At 41.8% G+C, this 18,822-nt stretch carries 13 protein-coding genes and 1 pseudogene; 8 read left to right on the forward strand and 6 right to left on the reverse strand.

The genetic code is table 11. The features are described from left to right. Positions 1-151 precede the first annotated feature (151 nt). Complete coding sequence (locus tag HWQ44_RS15320; protein WP_292719938.1) at positions 152-1,183, forward strand: hypothetical protein; 1,032 nt, start codon at positions 152-154, stop codon at positions 1,181-1,183. A 223-nt stretch (positions 1,184-1,406) separates the two neighbouring features. Here the strand turns inward: HWQ44_RS15320 and HWQ44_RS15325 are convergent, their stop codons facing one another. Both HWQ44_RS15325 and HWQ44_RS15330 read right to left on the reverse strand, forming a co-directional pair. Then, positions 1,407-3,758 (reverse strand): filamentous hemagglutinin N-terminal domain-containing protein, encoded by a 2,352-nt coding sequence (locus HWQ44_RS15325; RefSeq protein WP_292719940.1) that lies wholly within the window; start codon positions 3,756-3,758, stop codon positions 1,407-1,409. 112 nt (positions 3,759-3,870) lie between these two features. Continuing rightward, a complete protein-coding gene (locus HWQ44_RS15330) occupies positions 3,871-4,167 on the reverse strand; it encodes a hypothetical protein (RefSeq protein ID WP_292719942.1) in 297 nt (98 codons plus the stop codon). A 425-nt stretch (positions 4,168-4,592) separates the two neighbouring features. On the opposite strand from HWQ44_RS15330, the gene HWQ44_RS15335 reads away from it, so the two are divergent. Next, entirely contained in the window at positions 4,593-4,802 is a 210-nt protein-coding gene (locus HWQ44_RS15335; protein WP_292719944.1) for a hypothetical protein, read from the forward strand. On the opposite strand, the gene HWQ44_RS15340 is transcribed toward HWQ44_RS15335, so the two are convergent. Continuing rightward, positions 4,778-6,541, reverse strand: coding sequence for a hypothetical protein (locus HWQ44_RS15340; protein WP_292719946.1), 1,764 nt, complete (start codon positions 6,539-6,541; stop codon positions 4,778-4,780). The two genes, HWQ44_RS15335 and HWQ44_RS15340, sit on opposite strands and share 25 nt — an antisense overlap. Before the next feature lie 646 nt (positions 6,542-7,187). Here HWQ44_RS15340 and HWQ44_RS15345 point away from each other — a divergent pair. Both HWQ44_RS15345 and HWQ44_RS15350 read left to right on the forward strand, forming a co-directional pair. Then, a complete protein-coding gene (locus HWQ44_RS15345; RefSeq protein WP_292719948.1) occupies positions 7,188-8,414 on the forward strand; it encodes a succinate--CoA ligase subunit beta in 1,227 nt (408 codons plus the stop codon). Between the two features lie 324 nt (positions 8,415-8,738). Beyond that, positions 8,739-9,620 carry a CoA-binding protein gene (locus HWQ44_RS15350; protein ID WP_292719950.1) on the forward strand — a complete coding sequence of 294 codons (882 nt, stop codon included), beginning with the start codon at positions 8,739-8,741 and terminating at the stop codon, positions 9,618-9,620. A 536-nt stretch (positions 9,621-10,156) separates the two neighbouring features. Here the strand turns inward: HWQ44_RS15350 and HWQ44_RS15355 are convergent. Then, positions 10,157-10,597, reverse strand: a pseudogene (locus tag HWQ44_RS15355) (rhodanese-like domain-containing protein); the annotation flags it as partial. Positions 10,598-11,037: 440 nt separating this feature from the next. Continuing rightward, on the reverse strand, positions 11,038-13,398 hold the full coding sequence (locus HWQ44_RS15360; protein ID WP_292719952.1) for an NACHT domain-containing NTPase: 2,361 nt from the start codon (positions 13,396-13,398) through the stop codon (positions 11,038-11,040). Between the two features lie 540 nt (positions 13,399-13,938). Between HWQ44_RS15360 and HWQ44_RS15365 the strand changes: the two genes are divergently transcribed. Next, positions 13,939-14,658 carry a response regulator transcription factor gene (locus HWQ44_RS15365; protein WP_292720029.1) on the forward strand — a complete coding sequence of 240 codons (720 nt, stop codon included), beginning with the start codon at positions 13,939-13,941 and terminating at the stop codon, positions 14,656-14,658. Positions 14,659-15,030: 372 nt separating this feature from the next. On the opposite strand, the gene pdxA is transcribed toward HWQ44_RS15365, so the two are convergent. Further along, on the reverse strand, positions 15,031-16,122 hold the full coding sequence (gene pdxA, locus HWQ44_RS15370) for a 4-hydroxythreonine-4-phosphate dehydrogenase PdxA (protein WP_292719954.1): 1,092 nt from the start codon (positions 16,120-16,122) through the stop codon (positions 15,031-15,033). Positions 16,123-16,329: 207 nt separating this feature from the next. Between pdxA and HWQ44_RS15375 the strand changes: the two genes are divergently transcribed. The 3 genes from HWQ44_RS15375 (at position 16,330) to HWQ44_RS15385 (ending at position 18,748) form a co-directional block, all read left to right on the forward strand. Beyond that, entirely contained in the window at positions 16,330-16,434 is a 105-nt protein-coding gene (locus tag HWQ44_RS15375; protein WP_094344256.1) for a PetM family cytochrome b6-f complex subunit 7, read from the forward strand. A gap of 267 nt (positions 16,435-16,701) precedes the next feature. Then, positions 16,702-17,700, forward strand: a complete 999-nt coding sequence (locus HWQ44_RS15380) for an SDR family oxidoreductase (RefSeq protein WP_292719957.1) — start codon at positions 16,702-16,704, stop codon at positions 17,698-17,700. A gap of 130 nt (positions 17,701-17,830) precedes the next feature. Further along, entirely contained in the window at positions 17,831-18,748 is a 918-nt protein-coding gene (locus tag HWQ44_RS15385; RefSeq protein WP_292719959.1) for an NAD(+) kinase, read from the forward strand. Positions 18,749-18,822 lie beyond the last annotated feature (74 nt).

Here is an 18,822-nt window from a genome sequence, read left to right on the forward strand (position 1 = left end):
TATTGTCTCCGATCAATTAAAAACCTCACTGAGGTGGTTTACCCCTTCTTACTATATTTGTTGTAATTCAAAATACCGCACTCCCCCTTAAGTGATAGTCTACAGATTGTGGCATAATAAGCCGATCGCATCCACTAGTTAGTCATCAATCGTGCAAGACACCGACTCCATCAACGACCTTGCTGCTGCGTTACTACAGCCAGCAGATATCAGCTTTGAACTGCCCGATCCAGAAGATGAACAGATTCTAGAGTCAGATTTTCAACAGCAGCTCGAAATTGCTTGGCAGGTATGCGATCGCTTTGATTTGCAAACTGAAATCTGGCGGGGGCGAATTTTACGAGCTATCCGCGACAGAGAGAAAGTGGGTGGTGACGGACGCGGTACTGGCTTTCTCCGATGGCTAAAAGAGCGGGAAATCAGCAAAAGTCAAGCTTATGCCTGGATTCAACTGGCGAATAGTGCCGATACTCTCATCGAAGACGGTAAACTTGACCCCGGATCTGTGAACAACTTCAGTAAACGGGCTTTTGTGGAAACCTCCAAAGCATCCCCAGAAGTGCAGCAGATGGTGAGTGAAGCCGCCCAAAAAGGCGATCGCATCACTAGGCGGGAAGTGCGTCAACTCAGCGATGAATGGACAGCTATGTCCTCAGATTTATTACCCGAAGCAGTTAAAGAAAAAGCAGCAGATAACACCCTCCCCCCACGCTACATTGCCCCACTGGTGAAGGAAATGGAAAAACTGCCAGAATCGCACCAAAAGTTTATCCAGAAAGAAATAGCTGCCAATCCTGATGTGGATACCTTGAAACAAGTAACTACTGAAGCGCGTAACTTAGCCAAATATCTCAAAGGGGCGGCTCAAGTTCAGGCGCTGACAAAGGAAGATGTTGATATTGAAACAGCCTTAGAAGAAGCGCAAAGAGTCGGCTGTTTGAGCATTGCTGCTGATTTGGTAAATCAAGCATCGCAGATTGAACAAACGATCGCTAAATTGTATATGACTTGGAAACGGATCGGCAATTTGGCAGATCGATTATATGTAGATACTGGCGCAAGTACACCCAACTTGCGATCGCTCCTCACTTGCTTGGAACCTCTAGGTGGTGAAATCATGGAATTGCAACTTAGTGGTGCGACTGAACACACTATTCGTTTGCAAATTCAGGAGACGAGTTAGGGAATAGGCATCGCGCATGGCCGCGAAGTTATGAGAATTAAACATTGATCCAGAAACAGTTTAACTTATAGTCTAAAGGGCGGTTAGAAACCTCGTCTACACGAGACTTTACCCACCTTCGTAGGTTTCAAGCCCTCAATTTTTCCTTAGTCCGCGGAGGCGGACGAGAGTTTGTGTAGCCGCGAATTCCATTCGCCTTGGCTCTAAGTTGACTGTTCATCTTCTAATTAGCAGCGCAAGATGTAGCGGTGAGCGAGGAGTTATGGGGCGATGCAGTGGGTACTTGAGCAACCAGAACCACGTTACCATTGGCATCTATAACCCACCCTTGGGCTTCTACAATTTGAGTAGGTTCATTGACAAAATTAGCTTTCTGTGATTTTTCTTCTGTGTTTCGCTGCGCCTGAACAACCGCTTTTTTCTGAATACCGCTAGCACGTTTCTGACTCTCTGGAGAGAGTGTGATCCAATCTGCCAGCACTGCATCCTCAGCTATCAATGGCTGCGTGGGATCGGCTACTAATCCTCCACGCCCAGTAGTAATAAATGAACTTCTTGCTATTTTTCCACCAGAATCACAACCAGCAGCAATTTGCTGCGAAGCATCAACCAGATTTACAGGCAATTCCACTAATCCCTTACTGGGGTCAGCATCTGGGGAGTTGATTTGTACAGTGCCACTTAATGAAGGGTTTTGTTGAGAAAATGCGGTGATGTCACTTGTTCGCAGGTTATTCGGGTTTATTTCCTTTGGATCAAGCATTTCTACATTTGTACGGGTGCGAGGCACAAAACCAAAGATGCTCTTAGCGGTGATTGTGATTTTACCACCTGAGCCAGAAACTGCGTTGGCGGTGATATCGCTATTTCCGAAGGGAGCGGCGACAAGGAAGCCATTAGGTGCTTTGATGGTGATATTACCGCCATCTCCATCACCCCCCGCATTAGTGGATATTTGGCTGTTGCGGCGCATTAGTAATAAGTCCCGCACCTGTAGCGCAATATTCCCACCCTGTCCTGACTCACTATCAGATGTGATTTGTCCTTGGTTGTCCAGCAGGATGGAGCGAGCAGTTATATTTAGTGCACCTGGTGTTTCTGTAATATTTATGTTTTCTGGGAGAATCGCATTTGGTGGAATCGCAACATCCACAGCTATTGCAGCATTGTTTTGGATAAACAATTGGCCCGTGGTTATGTTTATATTTCCAGTATTTCCGTACTTTATAGCCGAAGTAAACAAGCCACTGGGATGGGAATCATCTGTTGCCGAAGTTCCAATTAGCTCTATGGACTCGGAGGCGTTCACAGTCAAATTCCCTCCTTTTCCTTCAGCTATTATCAATTGTGAGTCTCCCACTATTGCCGTAGACCCTGCTGATATCTCTGCTCCTTGGACACGCAACTTTCCAGTTTTGATCGTAAGATTACCCGCATTTCCATCACTGAAAGTTGTAGTAAACAGTGTAGTAGTACTATCTGGTAAGTTATTACCAATCAACTGTACAGACTTAGAGGCATTCACAATCAAGTTTCCTCCCGAACCCTTATTTAAAGTAGAAGTGCCCACTTGTGCGCCATTCTGAACAATTAATTTTTCAGTCGTAATCGTTATATCTCCGCCATTTTTGTCACTCGTAGTTAAACTGATCAAGCGCACAAAATCACCACTTAGTTCGACTGTCTTGCCCTGTACCTGGATATTCCCGGCATCATCGCCACTAGCATCTACAATAGATGAAATATTAGAACCATCAACAGTTTGCCTCTGAATTAGTCGAATGTTTTGGAAATTTTGGACACCTTCATATCCCAAACTCCAGCCTTGGCTCGTTGGTTTCAGACTGACTAAACTATTACTAGCAACACTTCCTAGCTCTATTCGCCCCGATGCTGCTGTTAAATTTCCATTCTCCACCGTGATATCACCACCCACTAATGCCAAGGTTTTACCTGGCTTAACCTGTAGACCAACTGGTTGACCAAAAAGATTAGTTATACCATCTGGATTCTTTGCTTGGGATTGATTATGGATGGGAGCCGCAGTCGCTCCGAATTGTAAACCAATAGGTACACTTACTGTCAGCAAAGGTGTGGTTTGGGGATTTGTGGCACTAAATTTAGTACCATCGGCAAAGTTCAAACTACTCGCGGTACTTGCAACAAATGAACCGCCGATCTGTAAAGAAGCATTGGAGCCAAAAATGATCCCGTTAGGGTTAATTATAAACAGATTGGCTTTATGTTGAGCTTTAATGATGCCTTCAATATTAGAAACAGACTTCCCTGTTACCCGGCTAATAATGTTCTCAACACCTTCAGTATTTCTAAACTCAGCAGTAGTTCCAGGAAGTACAGAAAACTCTTTAAAACTGTGAAACAAATTGCTTCCTACTAAAGTTCCATTTTCAATAGTTGTTATATTGTCCTGTGTTTTAACAAGAGAATTAGTAGATAGAGTACCATCCGGAATTATTGGTATTTGTGCAATAGCACAATTTGGTAATTGTGCTATTGCACTACCTAATAAAAATCCTAGCCCTTGGAACCATCTCAAAAGACTACTTGTATTCACTACATAAGTCCTAGTTTACATTTTTACCAGTGTTTAATTTAAAGCATATTTGTCAACTTCAAAGTTGACAAATATGCTTATTGAGAATTAAGACAAAATTTTATGAAATTACTTAACATGAGGATGAGCAAGGACAAACACCTCTACACGGACACCAGCAACCCGATAGTAAGGTACGTTTACTTGGTGGTGCTATGAGTGAACGTTCCGTACCACTAATTGTAATTTGAGTTAAGTCTAAATTGCATTCCAATTGCAAATTTTTTTCTTCTGATATACCATACTTTTCAAGTATCTTGTCAAAGTTAGCATTCTTCAAAATCTCACACATTTCTTGCTGAATCTCTGCTTCTAACTTCTCTAATGTTTGAGCATCTATGATTGTTGATTGTCCTATTTTAGAATCCATAAATTTTGCTCTCTTTGCAGACTGTGTAGATGTGTGAACTTATTTTGTGATGTACTAAACTAACGTGACTTCGATTAGTACATTTTGGCGACGAAGGAATTAAGGATAAAGAGTCTAGAGTGGCACGAAAGCATTCGGTTTCTAAAGCTCTTGCGAACTCCCATAATTATCAATTCAGCTTGGCTAGTTATAATTACGCATTACGTAACAAAACTTCATATATTTCTGTTGGATTTCCATAAAGCATTCATGAATCTGGCTACTTACCGTTGATCGCTCAAGAGTATTGAGTAATTGATACCTCCTCAACTCTCACACTCTGCTTACATTTGGATAAGTCCAGAGGCTAAAGCCTTACCATTAGGCGTTTCATCTTTCTCATCCTGTCAGAAAATCAAATATGTTCTTTGTTGTGAGTGTTGAGGATGATCGAATCCGTGATACCTTTGGTGGGCTACGCCAATGTACGAACACTCAAATTAATTACAAGGGGCGATCGCTTGCAATTAATTTTGCCTGATTACTTATCAAGGTTATTGCAAAGAAGCGATGTCTACGACGGGCTACGCCAACGCACCACACTTAAGTTCAGTACAAGGAGCGATCGCACTTACCCGCCTAAAGTCCGTGTATAGATTACCTGACCTTGGGAATCATAGAGGAAAAGGGACACATTAGCATTGTCACTAATTACAGCTAAAGCTTCCCGTAAGATTTGCAAGTGATTGGTAACATCAACAGCAGTATCCGAGTTCTCAGAATAAGGATTAGCCAAGTTATTTTGCCTGATTTGGTCATACTCAGCCGTTAGCCGGACAATAATTCCTGCATTGTCCACACTAAAAGTGCAAATCCGAATTCCATTAATGCAGGTTTTATCCAAGTCAGTGCGGGTTTGTTGCAAACTACTAACAACTTGTACTTTTTCTTGTGCTTGTTTGAGGGCTGCTGAATAGGGTTCGATAAGAGACTGAGCCTGAGTGTAGTACAAGCTATCTTCAGAAATCTGTTTAGCAGTTTGCAAAGCCTGATCCCAGTATGTCGCCGCAGCTTGCCATTGGTTTTGTTGCTGATATACTTTGGCTTGCTTGGCAGTGCTAAGGGCTTGTTGGTAGCTTTTAACAGCAAATCGTTCTTTAGTAGCGCGATCGCGTACTACTGATAACTTAGGTTTATAATCTATCAACAGCTTTTGGGCTTCTTGGTATCCAGCGCTAGTTCGGGGAATGGTATTCAAGGTATTAACTACCACCAGCCAAGTAGACTGCACCTTTTGCCAGTCATTCAAGGATTTAGCAGTAGCTTGCCGCTTCTGGGCTGCAACAGCTACAGCTTTTGCCGCTGTTAGTTTTTTCAGCCAATTTTCCTCAGTAAATATCTGTTGATTTACGGCGTGCAAATGGACACGATAATTAAGTAATTTCCCCTGCACCAGTCCATAGAGTTCACTACTGGAACTTATAGCTTCTAGTGGCGCTATAGCCTGTCGCCATAAGTGTTGCCTAGCTTGTAATTCCTCTAGGCTATATGCAGGAGTTTGAACTTTTTGTGTCGCCAAAGATGCTGTCTGCAAAGCCATGACCACCTGGCTGATTTTTTCTGACCGTCCAGACAAACTTGCTTTTAGTTCTTTTGATACCTGGTAACGGGGCGACCAACTAGGAATTATATTCAGGGCTGTACTGGCTGCCGCAAGTTGCTGTTGTATAGCTAATAATTCTTTTTCAGATTTGGCGTGGCGCATCAGTTGCGGGGATTTTGTTTTTACTTCCTCAGCGTTTTGTATTTCTTTACACTCAGACATCACACAAGGGCGAGTCAAGAAGTAAGCACCACCGCCTAAAACTACAATTCCCAGCAACGCTGCACCTAGTAGGATCGGTTTGACTTGGAATCCTGGCTTTAAAGCCGACAAATTCGGCACATCTGCAAACGGGTCAAACAGTTCCTCTTCCTCAGCCTCATCAATTGATGGAGAATATGTCAGAGCTGATGAGGAGGATGAGTAGGATATTGCTTCCCCTGCTTCTTCTACTCCCCATCCCCCCATCCCCCCATCCCCCCATCTCTCCGTCTGCTTCAACGCCAAAAAACATTTGGCATAAGGGAGTTGTTCACCAAAAACTCTGAGGAAACATTGCACCCGCTGCTTTTTGTGGGGTGCTAGAGACTGAAGTACTTCCTCGATGACTGCAAAAATTAGTTGAGCATCAACTATTACATCTGATGCATGTTGCGTTAAAATCATTAGCCCGTCTTTATTGACGGCGCATTTAACCTCGAAGACTTCAGCAGTTGAGACTTCTACAAGTAATTGTTCCTGCAAAGTTTTGGCTAAAAGCTGTAAATCTTCCTGCTGGACTGCTACTTTCATAGAGCTTTCCCGCTGAACTTCTATATTGTTTTGATTATTTTTAAGGGGATGAAACGAACTTTCTCGGTTTTTTGAATGCAAATGCACAGTTTAAGCAACCACAGCCTGAAAATCTGAACGACCAACTTTCTAACACAAATTCTGACTTTTCACCAAAAATTCAAAAAGCAGTTATTGTTCGCGTCGCTACATTTTTATAGTGATAGATGCAAAATTAAATAATCTGTCTTCAGATATAAATTACAAATAAAAAATGGGAATAATAAAATTTTTGAGTGTTTTCACTGCATTATTTCGCGACAATAAAATTCACAGTCGCTACAGCTTGGCAAAATTCTAGTTGCACAGTTGTGGCCAAATTATCTCAAGGTTAAGGAAAAGATGCTATGTCAGAGGGTTTTGACAGAAATGCTAGTTATCTTCTATGCTGGGAAACTTACTGAAGAGATTAATTACGTGTTGTGGCTCTGGCACAAACAGGTTGGCTATCGAAATTAATATGCCTCATTTGCTGAATTCGATAAAATTGATCCGTGAAAAATAAGTTTTTATAGCTGCCAAAAGCTTAATTCTGCAATAAAGGTGCTGCAAAATATTAAGACAGGACTAATCAAAAGCTTGGAAAGTCTCAATACAAGGTGTATCAATGGATTTATTAGAGTACCAAGTTAAAGAATGGTTTGCGAAGATAGGCATTCCGGTATTGCCTTCCCAACGAATTGACCATCCTACAGATTTGAAACGTTTAAAAATTCGCTTTCCAATTGTACTAAAATCTCAAGTACATGGCGCGGAACGGGCAAAAGCAGGTGGAGTTAGGTTTGCCCAAACGACTATTGATGCGATCGCAGCTGCTCAAAATATCTTTAGTTTACCAATATGGGGCGAGTTGCCAGAAGTTGTGTTAGCAGAATCCCAATACGACGCCAACCAGGAATTTTATCTCGCGGTGGTTTTGGATACTGCTGTCTGCCGACCGGTACTTTTAGGTTGCAAAGAAGCAGACATCGATTGGGAATCCGCTGGAGAAAGAATGCACTATGTTGTCGTAGAACAGGAATTCTCACCATTTTATGCCCGACGATTGGCTTTGAAAATGGGTTTGCAGGGGACGCTGATGCAGTCGGTAAGCAGCGTTGTCCAGAAGATGTACCAGTTATTTGTGCAAAAAGACCTGGATTTAGTCGAAATCAATCCCTTGGCAGTCAGCGCTACTGGTCAAGTTATGGCTCTTAATGGTAAAGTCAGGGTCAACGAACGGGCGATCAAGCGTCATCCCGATCTTGCCGAGATGGCGGCAAAAATTATCAGCCGTCATACCAGTACTGAAATCAATGGTATTTTGGGCGACTGGGATGGTGTAGAAATGCACGGAAAAATCGGTATTTTAGGTAATGGTACTGGTTCGGTGATGGCAACTTTGGATTTAGTCGCTAATGCTGGTGGGAACCCAGGTGTTTGTTTGAATCTACGTCATGCTTTCCTCACAGATACTACACCAACGACCTTCTGCGATCGCCTAGAGATAGGTTTGAAAATGCTGGAGGCTGATAAAAGCATTCAAGTAATATTAATTAACTTTCTGGGTAGCATTCCTCAAACTGAGGAAGTGGCTGAAGTGATAGCCAGAGTTGTGCAGCCAGACAACAGCGAACTTCAATCACAGGTTGTACGTTCTAATGGTAGTAAAGTTCGGCGAGAACTGAATTTTCCATCCTTAGTTATCCGTCTTGCTGGTTCTGAATTTAATGCTGCTAGAAAATATTTAGCAACACTAACAACCCACAGTGATGCGCTCGTCGTCGTAGAAAATTTAGATGAGGCAGTGGCGGCAGCAGTTCGTCTTGCTAGGCCAACAACTAATAAGAAGTAGTCAAACAATTTTAGATTTTAGATTCACCCCATACTTAAAGTTAGGGGCTTGTCATTTAATTTTAGATTTTGGATTTTAGATTTATTCCACGTAGCTGGCTGATCGCAAGGCGGGTATAAATTCGGTGCTAACTCTTGGAGACACCGTTTGGTTCAGACCTTTTGAAATTTTGGATTTTAAATCTTCAATCCAAAATTTAAAATCTAAAATCGTGCTGTACTCGTTTTTGTAATTTCAGTAATAATTGAATACGACACTGTAAACTTGTCGTTTTTATGCCCAGTAATCCAAGTCACTGGGTTGCCAAACTTACGGTAATTTTTTATGAACCTAACGCCAGAAAGTAAAGTCTTAATTCAAGGCTTTTGTGAATTTATCTCAGGCACTCATGTTGCTCAAATGAAAGCTTATGGCACGAATTTGATAGCTGGTGTCAATCCTGGATGTGGCGGACAGGAAATGCATGGACTGCCAGTATTTGACTTAGTAGAAGAGGTAATAGAACAATTTGGAGCAATTGACACGACAATTATTTGTGTAGATCCTTATGACGTGCTAGATGCGGCATTAGAAGCGATCGCATCTCATATTTGCCAGATCATAATTATTACTGCTGGCGTGCCGCCTTTGGATATGGTGCAATTACTCCGCAAAGCCGAAGCCTGTGAAACTTTGGTAGTCGGGCCAAATAGTCCGGGGATCATTGTACCGGGAAAAATTCTCTTAGGGACTCAACCCAGCGAATTTTATACCCCTGGGACAGTGGGGATCGTCAGTCGTAGTAGCACCCTCACCTATGAAATCGCCTACGAATTAACAAAAGCAGGTTTGGGGCAATCGATTAGTGTCAGTATTGGTAGTGATGCGATCGTTGGTTCCTCATTTCTGCAATGGCTGCAAATTCTCGATGAGGATGAAACCACACAGGCGATCGTTTTAGTCGGTCAACCTGGTGGTGGTAGTGAAGAAGCAGCAGCGCGATATATTACTGAGGCAATTGATAAACCAGTAATTGCCTACATTGCCGGCCGACAAGCACCACCGGGAAAAAGTTGGCGTCAAACCGGGACTTTAGCAACGGTTATCGGACGCGATCCTAATTTTGGCACAGCCCAAAGTAAATTAGCTGCTTTAAAAGAAGCACAAGTTCCAGTAGCTGAACGCCCTTCTCAGATTCCAGAATTATTGAGAAAGGAGATTAACTAATTACTAATTCGTAATTCGTAGTTAAGAATTCAATTACGAATTACGAATTATTTTGGCGTTACTGAATAAGGGGATGATTGAGGCTGATGCAAAGATATAGAGACACGGTGATTTCTTATGTAAATTCCAAAATCATCCCGTAATTGTGCAACGCCATTATTTTAATCCCCGTTTAAAACGTCCGCCTACCCCTATGGGGAAGCAAGCTACGTGCAGCCTCTAGTATCTGGGGGTTTCCCTGATGAGCTACTGGCGTGCGATTTGCGATCGCTAAGTTATTTTTTGCCTAAGATCCAATATTGGAATTATTCAGTGTCTCTAGGAGTTTTAGATTCACTAACGTTTTCCTTGAGGTTACTGGCTCCCTCTTGAACGTTTTCCTTGAGGTTACTGGCTCCCTCTTGAACGTTTTCCTTGAGATTACTGGCTCCTTCTTGAACGCTTTCCTTAAGGTTACTGGCTCCCTCTTGAACGCTTTCCTTGAGGTTACTTGCTCCCTTTTTAATGGTTTCCGTCGCGCTAGTACCTCCCTTTTGCAGATTTTCTTGGTGATTTTGTAGCCGAGCTACAACATTGTAGTCATCTGCGCCTGGAGGAGTTTTTGATTCAATAATGCCTTCTGTTGGGCCACCGATCGCTTTCCATGCAGCAAGACCACCTTTGAGTTGAGAGACATGCTCAAATCCATTAGAAAGCAGTTGTTGTGCGGCTTGGGCAGTTTCCTCATCATTAGCACCGTAAACGTAAATATCACGGCTCTTATCCAAAGAAGGTACTGCACGCTCTACCAATTCATCTGCGGGCATTGGCATTGATCCCATAATGTGACCTTCGTTGTAGGTCGTGCGATCGCGCACATCCAGGATTGTAAAAGCTGGTTCGCCCCATTCTAAACGAGTCTTCAGAGTATGAGCATCAGATTGTGCTTCTATTGGAGGCTGTGGCGGAATGATGCCGCCTACTAAATTGTTAACCATAATTATTCCTTGGTGACGGTGTTAATAGCAATTTAACTAACTCAACATATTTAATTGCTCTTTCGCTGGTATGAATATCCTCAAACTCTCTCCTCAGATAGACTGAGTAATTTCAATAATTTCTACCAATTAATCAATTGCAAATAATGCCAATTGAGACTATGACAAGACAACATTTGCTTTTAATACAATTTCATTAATTTTTTAAATCCACTGAGGCTGCGTTATGTCTCTGGCTAACGCATCATCTGAAAGTTTTGATGCCGGACTCTCGGCAATAACACACTCTACATATACTTAGATTTTTTCAGGCAATCAAATATGAGTCCTATATTTCAGGTTGATGTTTATCATACTTTAGCAATTCAGGTAATTTTAAATTTGCTAAACTTCTAATATTTTGATGAAGATATTAGTTTAAAATGAAAAATATTCGGTGATTAATAATAAGAATTGCGTACCTTTTCAATATCAGCGATCGCTAGTAATAATGTCTCCTCAATCTCCTGTCGCACTCTTGGAGTTACATAAGCGGCGCTATTAAGACAATCTACTAGCAATTTATTGACATCGTAATATTGCCGAAGCAATTCTTTTTGCTGTTCGCTGAACTGCCAGTAATAGCCAATATTACGATACTTAATCAGTATATTTCTTAATTGTTCACCCCACATTTTGCCCTTGTATTGCCACCAATCCCTAAAATTCTCTAGATTGCTATCTATAGGTGGCAGTTGTTTTTTAAGTTTTTGCAGCACTTGTTTCAATTTAGGATCAACAACAAGGTCAATAGCTTCATCAAAGGCAATAGCAAAGGCATGAGCACGATCAAGGGCATCGTTGAGACTATGCTCAAAAGCAAAATCAAGTTCGTTAATACAGGCAACAGTACTGAACAGAAACTCATCAAGAGCAAGGTGAGGGTCAAAAGCTATGTTACCAACAAGGGCGTACTCAAGGTCATAACCAGAAGTATAGATAAAGGTGCAAGGTCTATCGCAAGAGCTTTGTTCAACGCAAACGAGGTAAAAAGCACGAACGGCTGCTGCTTTGTAATTGGTAGAAACTGAACTAGATTTTTGATGCAGCCAGGTTAAAAAATACTGTAATCTCTCGTCACTAGCCACTAGCAAATCAATTTTTTGCTTCATTTTCTTTAGCATTTCATCAGAATTTGACAACATACTAACAGTTAGTATAAATACTTCTTGCCAGCGCTTTTCAGTCATGTGACTAATCAGATTTTTACCAGATTGGGAGATTTCAACAATTTTTCTAGCTGTGAAATACTTTTGCAGCGTCAAATGAGAAAAAGAGTAAATTCCTTGCGCCCTTTGCACCAATAACCCCTCTTGTACTTCAATTAATTTCAAAACTGCTTCCCAATCTAGCTGCAATTGATTTGCTTCTAAATAAATCCCTTCTAATGTATCCAGAGAATCAGCAATCATTTGCAGAAGGGTTTCTTTTTCAAAAAAGTAATCTTCGCGTTCAAAAGTTATCGCTGCCAGTTGACAAAGGAGCTTTTTTTTATTTAATAGATTCAAATTACAACCAACCCGATCGCGTTTAATACCTCTCATTTCGTCCCATCTGAACAGCAAAATATTCAGTACTTGCTCATATAACTTGGCTGGGCTTAATGAGAATCCATCTTTTACTTGGAACACTAAGCAAATCCAATGCAGCAGTATTGGAGTCACTGCTAATTCTCGGATATGCTGATTTTCTGGCAGATGTAGCTGATTAATAAATAAATTTCCTATGGCTTCCCCATCTTCCCTAGAATTAAGAGCAACTGCAACAAACCAATTTTTGGCAAAAACTTCCACTTGCTCTTGGTCAAAGTCTGCCACCTCAACTTCGGTAAATCCTTGAAATCTGTATTTCTGGGCAGCAATCCGACAGCTAATAACAAACTGATTTTTGTAAAAAGTCTGAGTAAATCTGCGAATTTGGATTGTGAGTTTATCTACCTTTTCTGCTGGTATTTCATCTAATCCATCTAACAAAATTAGCAGTTTGCCCTCAGTTAGCAGAATTTTAGTTGATTCCTTTTCAACACCACAACTAAGGAATTCTTCGCTGATGTAGTTCAATAGATTAAATTGGTTGTCACTTTTAGCATCTTCAGCAAACTCTTTCACCTTAATAAAAGTTGCGATGCGGTTTGGCTGAAACTCGCCTTTGTTACACTCAATCGCGAGATATTGTAAAAATGTGGTTTTACCTGACGCTGGTTTACCCAATAACATTAGTTTTGAGTGTCGCGATACCGCTTCTAAGCCTGGTAATTTTCTCTGACGCTTGTATCCTGTAAGTTGATTAAAGTTTGATTCAGATTTGAAATCTTTCAATAAGTCAGAAATTTCTCGCCATTGCAGGCTAGTTATCTTTTCTAAAACATTAATATCAGTGTAAATTTCCATCAGTTGGACTGTCTGGGCAATGTCCAACATTTGCAGGGTGCTGCACTGATCTTGAATTTTGTCTTGGCGCTTTTGGCGTACTTCCCGCACCAGTGTATCAAGGTCAGCATGTTTAAATTGCACTTTAGGAGTTGCCTCAAATGCCACATCTTCAGGTAAGCCAGCAACCTTTTGCCAAGATAACCCTAGCTGTTGGCAAATTTGTACAAAACAAGAGCGGGAAACCGACTCACCGGCAAAAAATTTGGAAACTGGTTGACGTGTAATTCCTAAAGCTGTTGCTAATTTATGCTGACTCCAGGTTTTATCTGTTAAAGCTGTTTTTGCTGCCCTTATACCTTCTGGTGATGCTCTCAGTCCTTGGCTGGTCATAGTCTCAGGCTGAAACTTGTAGTATAGTATATGCTTAAGAGGGTAGCTACATGTAAATGCACCAGGGTAGATTTTCGTAGACCTTCTTCAAGAAGACATACTCGTTGGCTAAAGTACAGTTGGCTTAAATAGAAATTTAGAATCTAGATTGGCTTATAGCTTTATTTGTGAGCCTTTTATAGATATCTAATTCATCAGAGAGTCCGGTTGCTCTTCCATGTAGCAATTGCTGTGATTTTTAGTGTTTCTCTGGACTATTTGCGGTTATGGAGATGGTCTTCAATTACACTTATCTTCAGTATGAAAGTTTAAAAATATACAATATAAATCCAAAATTATACAAAAATCATACAATACTTATACATTTTATAAGCATTACGATGGCTGAAGTTTTCATAAACTTCATGGAAAATTAATTGTAAACAAGTACTACAGTAGCGATCGTACTCAGCAGAGACGCGCGTGAATCCACTTCCAACAAAAACACGTAAAGCAAAACTGGCGCAACCGCGAATCGCAGAATCCACAATAGGCAGCATTATGGTTATGATTACCGCTACTACTCCCAAAATTCTGATCGTCGATGACGACTTTGGCGTGCGAAATCTTGTCTATCGTTTTTTAAGTCGGAAATATCAAATAGAGTCCGCAGCAGATGGAAAAAGTGCCTTATCATTGTTTGAGCAATTTAACCCAGCTTTAGTGATTCTGGATTGGAATTTGCCCGATGTTACTGGTTATAGCCTCTGCCAAGAAATGCAGAGTCGTACTAATGTTTTAGTGCTGATACTGACTAGTAGGACTGACGAGGCTGATAAAATTAAAATCTTAAGTGCAGGTGCTGATGATTTCATGACTAAACCATTTAGTCTTGCAGAAGTTGAAGTTAGGGTAGAAGCTCTTTTGAGACGGATACGCTACATCAACCCCTCCCCAACACAACGGATTGTCTTCAAGCAGCTAGCAATTAATCCAGAGGGTCGCGAAGTAACACTTAACGATAAACCTCTCGCTTTAACAGCCCTGGAATTTAATATCTTACATTTTTTGGCAAGTCATCCTAATCAAGCTTGGAGTCGCCCACAGCTAATCCAAAAAATCTGGGGTTGCGACTACGTAGGAGATGGACGGGTGGTTGATGTGCATATTGGTCAGTTGCGTAAGAAGATGGAAATCGATACCAGCATACCGGAGTTTATTAAAACTGTGCGAGGCTATGGTTACAAGTTTGAAGCGCCCGATGAAAATACTAATTCCTGAACTTTCTGATTTCAGAAGTACTTCATAAAAAGAATGACTCATCTAAGTCAGCATTAGTTTTATTGTTTACCTAAATACTTTTACTGAGGCTTGACCCTATAACTTGCGTTATTTTGAGACGTTAATACAAATTGATTTGGTGATTTCGTGTCTTCTCAAGCCTCAGACAGTAACTTTATTGCTTTTAATATATCGTCTCAAGATAAGTTCCAACAAAATCAAAATGTACAGAATTTAACTGAAGTTTCACTCATAGGTAAAATTTGGGATAAGCACAAAAAAATACCAGTCGTCCGAATAAACGGATGGCTGGTATTTACAAATTGCCTTCACTTAAAGCTAGGAAATACCCTCTATAATTAAGTTATAAAATTAATTTTTCTTAGCCAATCTTTGACTAACCAACTCTGCCGCTAAATCTATTGCTGCTTTCATACTCGTAGCATCAGCAATTCCCTTACCCGCAATATCAAACGCTGTTCCATGATCGGGTGAAGTCCGAACAAAAGGAAGACCAATAGAAGTATTAACTGCCCGATCAAACGCCATCAGCTTTACAGGAATTAAGCCTTGGTCGTGGTAAAGTGCCAAATATCCATCAGCAGGATTTTGTTGTACTAAAGAATTTCCATACCAAGCTTGACCAGGTTTAACCCACATCGTATCTGGCGGTATCGGCCCATCTAGTTGCAATTGTGGTCGGTTTTGTCGCTCTTGCTGCAACCAGGGAATTAACCAATCTTGTTCTTCATGTCCAAGTTGTCCCTGTTCGCCACTATGGGGATTTAACCCGGCGATCGCAATTCTCCCATTTTCTATCCCAAAATCTTTCTCCAAACACTCCAACAGCAAATCTAGCTTCTGTGTCAACAACTGCGGTGTCAACGTATCGGCAACTTGACGTAGGGGAATATGTGTGGTTGCAAGTAAAGCGCGCAGTGTCCAACCAGTATGGGGCGATCGCGCCACGAATAACATCCCGAAACGCTCAACACCTGACTTCTCTGCCAAAAGTTCTGTTTGCCCTGGATAATTATACCCTGCGGCTTTCCAAGCAGATTTAGCGATCGGCCCTGTGACAATACCATCAAATTTACCAGCCAGTGTTTGAGCGATCGCATTTTCCATATAGGCAAAACTAGCCGCACCACTGGCTGCATTACCTATTCCTGAGATAATTTTCCCTTGAATTTTCCCATCCAACTGCACATCGCTGACTAACAAATCATCTGGATTTGCTAAAGGTGCAAAATTCTCAGTTAAATTCAGTTTGCGATAAGTCTGTGCCAGCAAATCCCCGTTACCCACCACTGTAACGTCATATTTTTGACTAATTTCCTTATCTGCTAAAGCTTTCAAAATCACCTCCGGCCCAATCCCTGCCGGATCTCCCAGCGTCAGTGCCAAACGCGGACGATTCTCTTTGACAGAGTTTATTAAATTAACTTGATTATTTTGAGACATAAAATCTATTCATAATTATTATCATCAAATTTTCCCAATTTCTCCATCTCTGCTTCTTCCAATAGTAGGGATTGCCCCCTAAACCAGTAGGGATTACCTGCTAAACTAGTTTAAAATTATTTACACAGGTCTAATCCTACAGCAACTATCGAAAAGCTTCTGGTAGACCTAGTTTACACACCACTTTGCATAAGGAGAATCACACCAATGGGCGGCGAAATTTTGAATGCAGCTCTATTGTCTTTCGGTTTAATCTTCGTGGGCTGGGGCTTAGGCGCGTTGTTACTGAAAATTCAGGGCACAGAAGAATAATTGAGTGTTGAATGCTGAGTTAGGAGTTATTATTCTCCCTATTCTCCACAGCACACTCCCTTTTTCATCGAAAAGTTCTGAACGCCCCAAGCAAGCGCTCATACTTTTCGCGAACTGAGAAAAAAGCTTGTCCGTTAACTGGACAGGCATTTCTCCATGAGTCTATCCAAATAAATAGATTTCCTGAGAAAAGATGTAAAGTTTTGTTTGCATAGGTTATTCTGATAACATTCTTTTCATAAAACATTAAAATTTATTACAACCCTCATGACATTATTAATCGTCGGTGCCACTGGCACCTTAGGAAGACAAGTGGCTCGTCGTGCTATCGATGAGGGATATAAAGTACGCTGTCTTGTTCGGAGCAGTAAAAAAGCAGCTTTTCTCAAAGAATGGGGTGCAGAACTCGTACCCGGAAATTTGCGTTACCCCGATACCCTAGCGGAAGCGTTAGAAGGTGTAACCCAAGTTATTGATGCGTCAACATCTCGCCCTACAGATTCACTGAGTATTAAGCAAGTGGACTGGGATGGCAAAGTAGCATTGATTCAAGCTGCAAAAGCCGCAGGTGTAGAGCGTTTTATCTTCTTTTCAATTTTAGATGCTGATAAATACCCAGAAGTACCGCTAATGGAAATTAAGCGGTGTACAGAACTCTTCCTGGCTGAGTCGGGCTTAAATTATACTATCTTGCGGCTAGCTGGGTTCATGCAAGGGTTAATCGGCCAGTACGGTATTCCTATTTTAGAAGCACAGCCAGTTTGGGTAACAGGCAATTCTTCTCCCATCGCCTATATGGACACTCAGGACATTGCGAAGTTTGCTATCCGAGCATTGAGTGTACCAGAAACCGAAAACCAAGCTTTTCCTGTAGTCGGGACTCGTGCATGGAGCGCAGAAGAAATCATCAACCTGTGCGAACGCTTATCTGGAAAAGACGCTAGGGTAACGCGGATGCCAATAAACTTGCTGCGTGCTGTGCGGGGCATAATGCGATTCTTTCAGTGGGGATGGAACGTAGCGGACAGGCTAGCGTTTACAGAAGTATTGGCTAGTGGTAAACAGTTAAATGCTTCAATGGATGAAGTATACACAGTCTTTGGTTTAGATCAGCAACAAACCACAACCCTAGAAAGCTATCTACAAGAGTACTTCAGCCGAATAATGAAGAAGCTCAAAGAGTTAGACTACGAGAAAAATAAAAGCAAGAAGCAGAAACCTAAAAAAACTCCTTTTAAACAGTCTTCAAAAGTCAATAGTCAATAGTCATTACGAAACAGACATTAGTCGTTAAACTCTAGACTCTGGATATTTGACTCTAGATTAATGACTACATGACCAAAAATGTGTAAGGATTACATAATACAGAGCATCGCCTAAACTTGGATATTTGAGTGTGCCGAAAGCAGGCATTATCTACAATGACGTTAAACCGATAGCGGGCCGTGTCGCTATCGAGTTGAAAGACAAGCTAACCGCAGCCGGTTGGAATGTATGTATCACATCGAGTATTGGTGGCATACTGGGTTACTCTAACCCGGAGAGTCCTGTGTGCCACACCCCCATTGACGGTCTGACGCCCCCTGGTTTTGACTCAGATATGGAGTTTGCAGTGGTATTAGGGGGAGACGGCACTGTTTTAGCAGCGTCCCGTCAAGTAGCCCCCTGTGGTATTCCACTGTTAACAGTGAATACCGGCCACATGGGCTTTTTGACAGAAACTTTCCTGAATCAATTGCCCCAAGCACTAGAACAGGCGATGGCAGGTGAGTATGAAATTGAAGAACGAGCTATGCTCACCGTCAAAGTTTTTCGGGGAGATTCAGTACTATGGGAAGCCCTCTGCTTGAATGAAATGGTGCTGCATCGCGAACCTTTGACCTCTATGTGCCATTTTGAAATTGCCATAGGGCGTCATGCGCCAGTAGATATTGCGGCGGATGGTGTGATTGTTTCTACGCCTACTGGTTCTACAGCTTACTCATTGAGTGCTGGTGGCCCAGTGGTGACTCCTGGCGTACCTGTTTTACAGCTAGTACCCATTTGTCCCCATTCCCTAGCTTCTAGAGCATTGGTATTTCCAGATACTGAATCGGTCAACATCTACCCAGTCAATATTCCTCGACTGGTGATGGTCGTAGATGGCAATGGTGGGTGCTATATATTTCCAGAAGATAGAGTATATATGGAGCGATCGCAATATTGTGCCCGATTTATTCGCCTGCAACCGCCTGAGTTTTTCCGAATCTTGCGAGAAAAATTAGGTTGGGGTTTGCCGCATATCGCTAAACCAACTTCGGTAGAATTGCCGTAGGGATTGGGCATTGGGCATTGGGCATTGGGACATTGAAAAGAAGCAGAGGGGCGGAGTGCGGGGAGCGGAGGGGA

The sequence above is a fragment of the Nostoc sp. JL34 genome (genome assembly GCF_017114945.1).
GTDB lineage: Bacteria > Cyanobacteriota > Cyanobacteriia > Cyanobacteriales > Nostocaceae > Nostoc.